Genomic DNA, 6,825 nt, shown 5'->3' with positions numbered 1-6,825 from the left:
GGGCGGACGCGGGGGGAGGCTCCGGACCGCGACGGCCGCCAGCTCCTCCGACTCGCTGGCGGAGATGGCCGCGTGGCCGTAGAGGCGCTCCGAGTAGGAGGGGCCCGAGGAGTAGGACGGCTCCGACGGCGTGACGCAGCAGTCGTCGTCATCGTCGTCCTCGGGCGGCGTGTACGAGGAGGCCTCGTGCGTGGGCCTCGGCTTGATGGGGCTCGCCTCGTGGACCCGGGAGTCCTTGTCGTCGTCCTTGCTGGAGGTGTCCGCGGACTTCTTGCCGAAGCGGGCCTCGGCGGCGGGAGCGGCCAGCAGGAGGCCGACGACCAGTCCGGCGCACAGCGTGGGGCGCGAGGCAGACACGGGAAGCTCCAGGGTAGGGAAAGGGCACGGGCCCTCTGTTCCCCCCGACGTCGCGACGCGCGCGTCTATTCAAACCGCGCGCGCGATTCGCGGGGGTGCTTCAGCGGCGGGCCATCTTCTTGGCCTTGGCCTTCGCGACGCGCTTCACGGGCCGCTGGGGCGGTTCGGTGCGCGCCACGGCCACGCTCTCCGGCGTCACTGGCGTGGGGGACAGCCGCAGCGTGACGCGACGGTTGAGGGCGCGGTTGGGGGGGCTGTCCGCGGGGACCCTCGGGCGGTACGCGGCGTGGCCGGTGGCGCTCAGGCGCGCCGGGGCCAGCTTCTCGCGCTCGCCCAGGTGGCGCACCACGCTGACGGCTCGCGCGGCGGACAGCTCCCACGCGGTGGTCGCGGGAGCGCCGGGCGCGGTGGGGAGCACCTCGTCCGTGTGGGCCTCCACCGCCACGCGGTGGTCGGCGAGCGCGCCCTGGAACACGCCCACGGACTGCTTCAACAGGCGGGCGCCTTCGGGGGTGAGCTGCGTGCTGGCGGGCGCGAAGAGCAGCCGCTCGGACACCTCCATGCGCAGGGCGTCGTCCTCCAGGTCCAGGGTCACGTCCCCGGCGGTGAGCGCGTCCTTCAGCGCCGAGCCCAGCGTCGCGAGCGCCGCCTCGCGCCGCGTGTGCTGCTCCTCCGCGCTGCGGGCCTGGAGCAGGGCCGCGGCGCCGCCCCACTCCGCGGTCTGCTGCTGGCGCTCCAGCGCGCGCAGCCGGCGCTCCATGGCCTGCCGCAGCGTCTGCAATTGCGCGACGTGCGCTTCGGATTCAGTGGCCTCGCGCTCCAGTTGCGCGCTCCGGGCCTCCAGCGCCTGGAGCGAGCGCGAGCCCATCCACGCGCCCCCGGAGGCCACCGCCACCCCGACGGCGAGCAGCCCCCAGGGCAGCCACCGCCAGCGTCCACGCGCTGCTTCGGTCCGGACGTCGTCCATGCCCCCAAGGGTAATTGCGCCCCCGGGGTGGGCGGCAAGGTGGGCACCGTGCGACACCCCCTGGCCGCCTCAGTCCTGGGACGCTCCGGACGGTTTCTTCCACCGGGGCAGGTACAGCACGAAGCGCGAGCCGGGCCCGCCCTCCGGAGGCGGCTCCACGTACAGGTCGCCTCCGTGCGCGCGGGCGAGCTGGCGGGAGATGTAGAGGCCCAGGCCCATGCTGGCGCGCGCGTGCTTGCCGGTGGCCCGGGCGAAGCGCTCGAAGATGCGCTCGCGCGACTCCGGGGGGATGCCGGGGCCCCAATCCCTGACGGCGATGAGGGCCTGGTCCGCGTCGCGCTCCACGTACAGCTCCACCGGGAGGCCCGGGGCGTATTTCATCGCGTTGGTGAGCAGGTTCATCAGCACCTGCTCCACGCGGGGCCGGTCCGCCATGGCCACCACGGGTGCGTCCGCGTGCACCACCGCCACGCAGCCCGCGGTGGCCAGCGCCTCCTCCATCCGCGCCACCAACGCGTGCACCAGCGAGGACAGCTCCACCGCGCCCAGCTCCAGCGACATCTGCCCGGTGCCCAGCCGCGCCACGTCGAACAGGTGCGCCACCAGCCGCGTCAGCCGGTCCGCCTGCCGCAGGGCCCCCGCGAGTCCCTGGCCCAGCCGCTCCGCCTCCGCCGACGGCTGCTTGTCCAGCGTGCGCTGCAGGGACGCAAGCTGCAGGTGCAGCGCGGACAGGGGCGTGCGCAACTCGTGCGTCGCCACCGCCACGAACTCGTCGCGCGCGGCGACGGCCTGCTCCGCCTGCCGGTACAGCCGCGCGTTGTCCACCGCGAGCGCGGCGCGCCACGCCAGGTCCTCCAGCGACGCCAGGTCGCGCGTGTTGAAGCGCCGCGTGGGCGAACACGACGCGGCGCTGATGAGCCCCAGCGTGCGCCCGCGCGCCATCAGCGGGACGACCATCACCGAGCGCGGCTTCAACTTCTCCAGGATGTCCCGGTGCTCGTCGTTGAGCGCGAAGTTCCGCAGCGCGTGTTCGTCCACCTCCGCCACCAGCGCCGAGCGGCCCGTCTCCAGCACCCGGCGCAGCGTCGTGTCCGCTCCGGGCGGGGGCGCGAACGCCATCGACCTCTCCAACTGGACCTGGAGGTCTTCATTCCGGGCCTGGCGCTCCACGCGCTCCAGGTGCTCGCCGTCCTCGGCCAGCATGTCCACCAGGCAGTAGTCCGCCAGCTGCGCCACCACCAGCTCCGCCACGTTGCGCACCGTGGTGCGCCAGTCCAGCGACGTGGCCAGCCGGGTGGTCGCGTCCGTGAGGAAGCGCAGGTGCTTCTCCATGCGGCGCTGCTCGGTGACCTCGCGCACGATGCCGCCCACGCCCAGCAGCTCCGCGCCGGCGCGCACGGGGAAGTACGTGGCCAGGAAGGTGCGCGGCTCCGGGCCCGCCACGTACTCCACCGGGTCGTCCATCACGGCCTCCTCCGTCGCCAGCACGCGGCCGAGCAGGTCCTCGATGGGCGCGCCCGCTTCGCCCATCAGCTCGCGGGGCGTGCGGCCCAGGTGCCGCTCCATGGGGATGCCGTTGTTCTCCGCGACGACGCTGTTGACCCGCATGTAGCGCAGGCCCCGGTTCACGAAGCCCATGCCCACCGGCGAGGCGGCGAAGAAGGCCTCCAGCAGCGCGGCGGTCGCGTCGCGCTCGCGCAGGGCACTTCGCGCCTCGCGGTACAGCCGGGCGCTCTCCACCGCCAGCGCGGCCCGGCGCGCGAACTCCGTGGCGTACGCCAGGTCCCGCCGGGTGTAGCGGCGCGCGGGGGACGCGGAGACCAGGTTGATGAGGCCGAAGCGGCGCTCGCCCACCGCCAGGGGCAGCAGCATGGTGGAGCGCGGCTCCAGTGCTTCCATCACGCGCCGGTGCTCCGGCGAGCGCGCCAGCAGGTCCAGGAACTCGCCGGTGATGTCGGACACCAGCACGGGCCGGCCCTGCGCGAACACGCGGGCCAGCGGCGTGTCCGAGCCGGACTCCGGCGGGAAGGGCATGAGCTGGTCGAGCAGGGCCTGCTTGCGCGGATCCTTCGCGGTGACGACCAGCCGGTGCAGCTCTGCGTCGGTGTCCAGCACGTCCACCATGCAGTAGTCGGCCCACTCCAGCGTGGCCAGCCGCGCCACGGCCTTGAGCGTCGTCTCCCAGTCCAGCGATTCGGCGAGCAGGCGGCTCGCCTCGCTGACGAAGAACTCCGCGCGCTCGGTGGCCTTGCGCTCGGTGATGTCCACGTTGACGTTCACCGCGCCCAGCATGTCGCCGTCCTCCGTGTAGAGGGGCGCGGAGGAGTTGAGGATGGTGCGCCGGGCGCCGCCGCTGCCGACGATGTCCACCTCCTCGTTGGAGATGGTCTTTCGCGTGCGCAGCGTGCGCGCCGTGGCCCACTCCTCTCCGCGCAGCCGCCGGCCGTTGGCGGGCCAGTACGCCTCGAAGAGGCCGTAGCGCTCCAGGCCCATCTCCTCCAGGGCGCGGGTGCCCCACAGCGCGCTCGCCGCGGCGTTGGCCGCGAGCAGGCGTCCGCCCGTGTCCACGATGATCACCCCCACGGGCAGCAGTTGCAGCACCGTGCGCAGCCATTCATGCCGCACGGGTGTGGACTCTCCCAGAAAGGTGCCGGTCGGCTCGGACATGGGCGCGGAGCCCCCTTCCCCCGCGGGAGGTTCTAGGGTGGGAGTCCGAGCGGCCCTGGACCACCCGACCCGGGTACGAGCCGGCTTTCCGGGAGTTGGCACGCGTCTGCGCCCCCAGGCAGGGCAGGGGGCTTGATTCGCGGCGGCCGACGGGGCGTCATTCGGGGCTTTCCTCACGGCCGTGCTTCAAGGACAGGTGGATGGCGATTGCGTGCGTGGTGCTGGATTTCGATGGAACCTTCACGGATGTGCTGGCGGAGGGCGCGCCCTTCCTGACGCACTTCCAGCAGGCGCTGTACCGGGTGCTGGGGCAGGACGCGACCGCCGCCTGGGATGAAGAGGTGGCCGCGCTGCATGAGGGCGTGGACCAGTACGGCTGGGAGGTCGCGGGCCGCATCGTGGCGCCGGCCACGGCGGACCCCTACCTGACGGCCACGTGCACCGCGCACCGGCTGCTCCAGCGCTTCGGCAAGGGGCAGGACGAGCCCACGCGCACGGACACGGTGCAGACGCTGTACCGCGACGCGTACCGGCACTCGGCCACGGCCTTCAAGGAGGAGGCGAAGGAGGTGCTGGAGGCGCTGCTGGCCACGGGCCTGCCCATCAACGTGGTGACCAACGCGCACACGGAGCTGGTGGAGGCGAAGCTCACCCGGCTGGCGCCCAGGGGCCGCGAGCGGCTGACGGTGTTCGGCGACGCGCGCAAGTTCACACTGGAGGACGCGGAGCCGAAGGACGCGCGCTTCGACGCGCTGCCCGAAGCGCTGAAGCTGGACGGCGTGCTGGGCCGGCCGGTGTACCTGCGGCGCGGGCGCTACTTCGCCGCGCTCAAGCGCATCTGGGACGCCACCCACACCGGCCCGGAGTCCACGCTGGTCGCGGGCGACATCTACGAGCTGGACCTGGCGATGCCCGCCGCGCTGGGCGCGCACGTGCAGCTGGTGGAGCGCGCCAACGTGCTGCCCTACGAGCGCGCGGCGGTGGAGCGCCTGGGCGCGCGCGGCGGCGTGGACAAGAGCCTGCGCGCCATCCTGCCCCGGCTGCGCTGACGTCCCCGCGAGAGGGGGGCTCCGGAGCCTCCGCGGGCCAACGAAAAGCCCCGCCTCCCCGTGAGGGAGGGCGGGGCTGTCCGCACTGCACCGCGCGTGGGGCGCGAAAAGCGTGAAGGCTAGACCTTGGCGCCAGCGGTCGGCTGGAACATGTCGTTGAACTCGGCGAGCGCCTTGTTGATGGCCGCCTTGATGTCGCCGGTCAGCTCGCGCTTGGAGACGAGGTCCTGGACGATGTTCGGGTACTTGCCGTCCACGAACTCCAGCATCTCCTTCATCCAGCGGACCACGTCCGTCACCGGCACCTGGCGGATCCACCCGCGCTTGCCCGCGTCGTCCTTGTTCGTCGCCGCGTAGATCTGGATGACCTGACGCTCGACGGACAGGGGCTCGTACTGGCCCTGCTTGAGCAGCTCCACCATGCGGGCGCCGCGCGCCAGCGTCTCCTGCGTCGCCTTGTCCAGGTCGGAGCCGAACTGGGAGAAGGCGGCCAGCTCGCGGTACTGCGCGAGCTCCAGCTTCATGGAGCCTGCCACCTGCTTCATCGCCTTGATCTGCGCCGCGGAACCGACGCGCGACACGGAGAGGCCCACGTTGATGGCCGGGCGGACGCCGGCGAAGAACAGGTCCGTCTCCAGGAAGATCTGCCCGTCGGTGATGGAGATGACGTTCGTCGGGATGTAGGCGGACACGTCACCGGCCTGCGTCTCGATGATGGGCAGCGCCGTGAGGGAGCCCGCGCCCTCCTCGTCGGACAGCTTCGCGGCGCGCTCCAGCAGGCGGCTGTGGATGTAGAACACGTCGCCCGGGTACGCCTCGCGGCCCGGCGGGCGGCGCAGGAGCAGGGAGAGCTGGCGGTACGCCACGGCCTGCTTGGACAGGTCGTCGTACACGATGAGGCCGTGCATCTTGTTGTCGCGGAAGTACTCGCCGATGGCGACGCCCGCGTACGGGGCGAAGTACTGCATGGGCGCCGGGTCGGACGCGTTCGCCGCGACGACCGTGGTGTACTCCATGGCGCCGTAGCGGTTGAGCTTCTCCACCACCTGCGCGACGGTGGACTGCTTCTGCCCGATGGCGACGTAGATGCAGTAAACGCCCAGGCCCTTCTGGTTGATGATGGCGTCGATGGCGACGGCCGTCTTGCCCGTCTGGCGGTCACCGATGATGAGCTCGCGCTGACCCCGGCCCACCGGGACGAGCGCGTCCAGCGCCTTGATGCCCGTCTGCAGGGGCTCGTGCACGGACTTGCGCTTCACGATGCCGGGCGCCTTCACCTCCAGGCGGCGGTGCTCCGTGGCCTCGATGGGGCCCTTGCCGTCCACCGGAGCGCCCAGGGCGTTCACCACGCGGCCCAGCAGGCCCTTGCCCACCGGCACGGAGGCGATCTGCCCGGTGCGCTTCACCACGTCGCCTTCGCGGATGTCCTTGAACTCACCCATGATGGCGATACCGACGTTGTCCTCTTCCAGGTTGAGGACCAGGCCCTGCACGCCGTTGGCGAACTCCACCAGCTCGCCCGCCAGCGCACCCTCCAGGCCGTACACGCGGGCGATACCGTCGCCCACGGACAGCACGGTGCCGGTCTCGGCGACGGTGACCTTCTTGCCGTAGTCCTTGATCTGCTCCCGGATGATTCTGCTGATCTCGTCGGCGCGGATTTCCATGAGCGTCTTGCGTCCTTGCGGAGGGGGCGGCCGGAAACGGGGAGGGCCGCCACGAATCTTGATGTACCGGGTGGCCCCCTATCACGCTCCCAGCCCCCATCGCAACGCGCACGCCACC

Annotated in this window: 4 protein-coding genes and 1 pseudogene; 1 reads left to right on the top strand and 4 read right to left on the bottom strand. The window is 72.1% G+C overall.

Annotated features, from left to right (window positions below):
• The 3 genes and pseudogenes from D7X74_RS37680 to D7X74_RS37665 form a co-directional block, all read right to left on the bottom strand.
• Positions 1-357 (bottom strand): annotated as a pseudogene (locus D7X74_RS37680) (hypothetical protein); the annotation flags it as partial.
• 100 nt (positions 358-457) lie between these two features.
• Entirely contained in the window at positions 458-1,324 is an 867-nt protein-coding gene (locus D7X74_RS44640; RefSeq protein ID WP_233602428.1) for an OmpA family protein, read from the bottom strand.
• A gap of 69 nt (positions 1,325-1,393) precedes the next feature.
• The gene (locus D7X74_RS37665; RefSeq protein ID WP_120537809.1) at positions 1,394-3,991 is read right to left on the bottom strand and encodes a PAS domain-containing protein; all 2,598 of its coding nucleotides are present in this window, start codon (positions 3,989-3,991) and stop codon (positions 1,394-1,396) included.
• Positions 3,992-4,191: 200 nt separating this feature from the next.
• Here D7X74_RS37665 and D7X74_RS37660 point away from each other — a divergent pair, with 200 nt between their 5' ends.
• On the top strand, positions 4,192-5,040 hold the full coding sequence (locus tag D7X74_RS37660; protein ID WP_120537808.1) for an HAD family hydrolase: 849 nt from the start codon (positions 4,192-4,194) through the stop codon (positions 5,038-5,040).
• A gap of 119 nt (positions 5,041-5,159) precedes the next feature.
• Here D7X74_RS37660 and atpA read toward each other — a convergent pair whose 3' ends face one another.
• Complete coding sequence (gene atpA / locus D7X74_RS37655; protein ID WP_120537807.1) at positions 5,160-6,707, bottom strand: F0F1 ATP synthase subunit alpha; 1,548 nt, start codon at positions 6,705-6,707, stop codon at positions 5,160-5,162.
• Between the last annotated feature and the right edge of the window lie 118 nt (positions 6,708-6,825).

The organism is Corallococcus sp. CA047B (assembly GCF_003612065.1).
Taxonomy (GTDB): Bacteria; Myxococcota; Myxococcia; order Myxococcales; family Myxococcaceae; genus Corallococcus; species Corallococcus praedator.
The sequence above is the reverse complement of the archived record's forward strand: the minus strand, read 5'-3'. Positions and strand labels throughout refer to the sequence as shown.

Bases quoted from the DNA above. Each gene is read 5' to 3' on its own strand.
- D7X74_RS37665 (WP_120537809.1), bottom strand. From the start codon at position 3,991: ATGTCCGAGCCGACCGGCACCTTTCTGGGAGAGTCCACACCCGTGCGG.
- atpA (WP_120537807.1), bottom strand. From the start codon at position 6,707: ATGGAAATCCGCGCCGACGAGATCAGCAGAATCATCCGGGAGCAGATC.
- D7X74_RS37660 (WP_120537808.1), top strand. From the start codon at position 4,192: ATGGCGATTGCGTGCGTGGTGCTGGATTTCGATGGAACCTTCACGGAT.
- D7X74_RS44640 (WP_233602428.1), bottom strand. From the start codon at position 1,324: ATGGACGACGTCCGGACCGAAGCAGCGCGTGGACGCTGGCGGTGGCTG.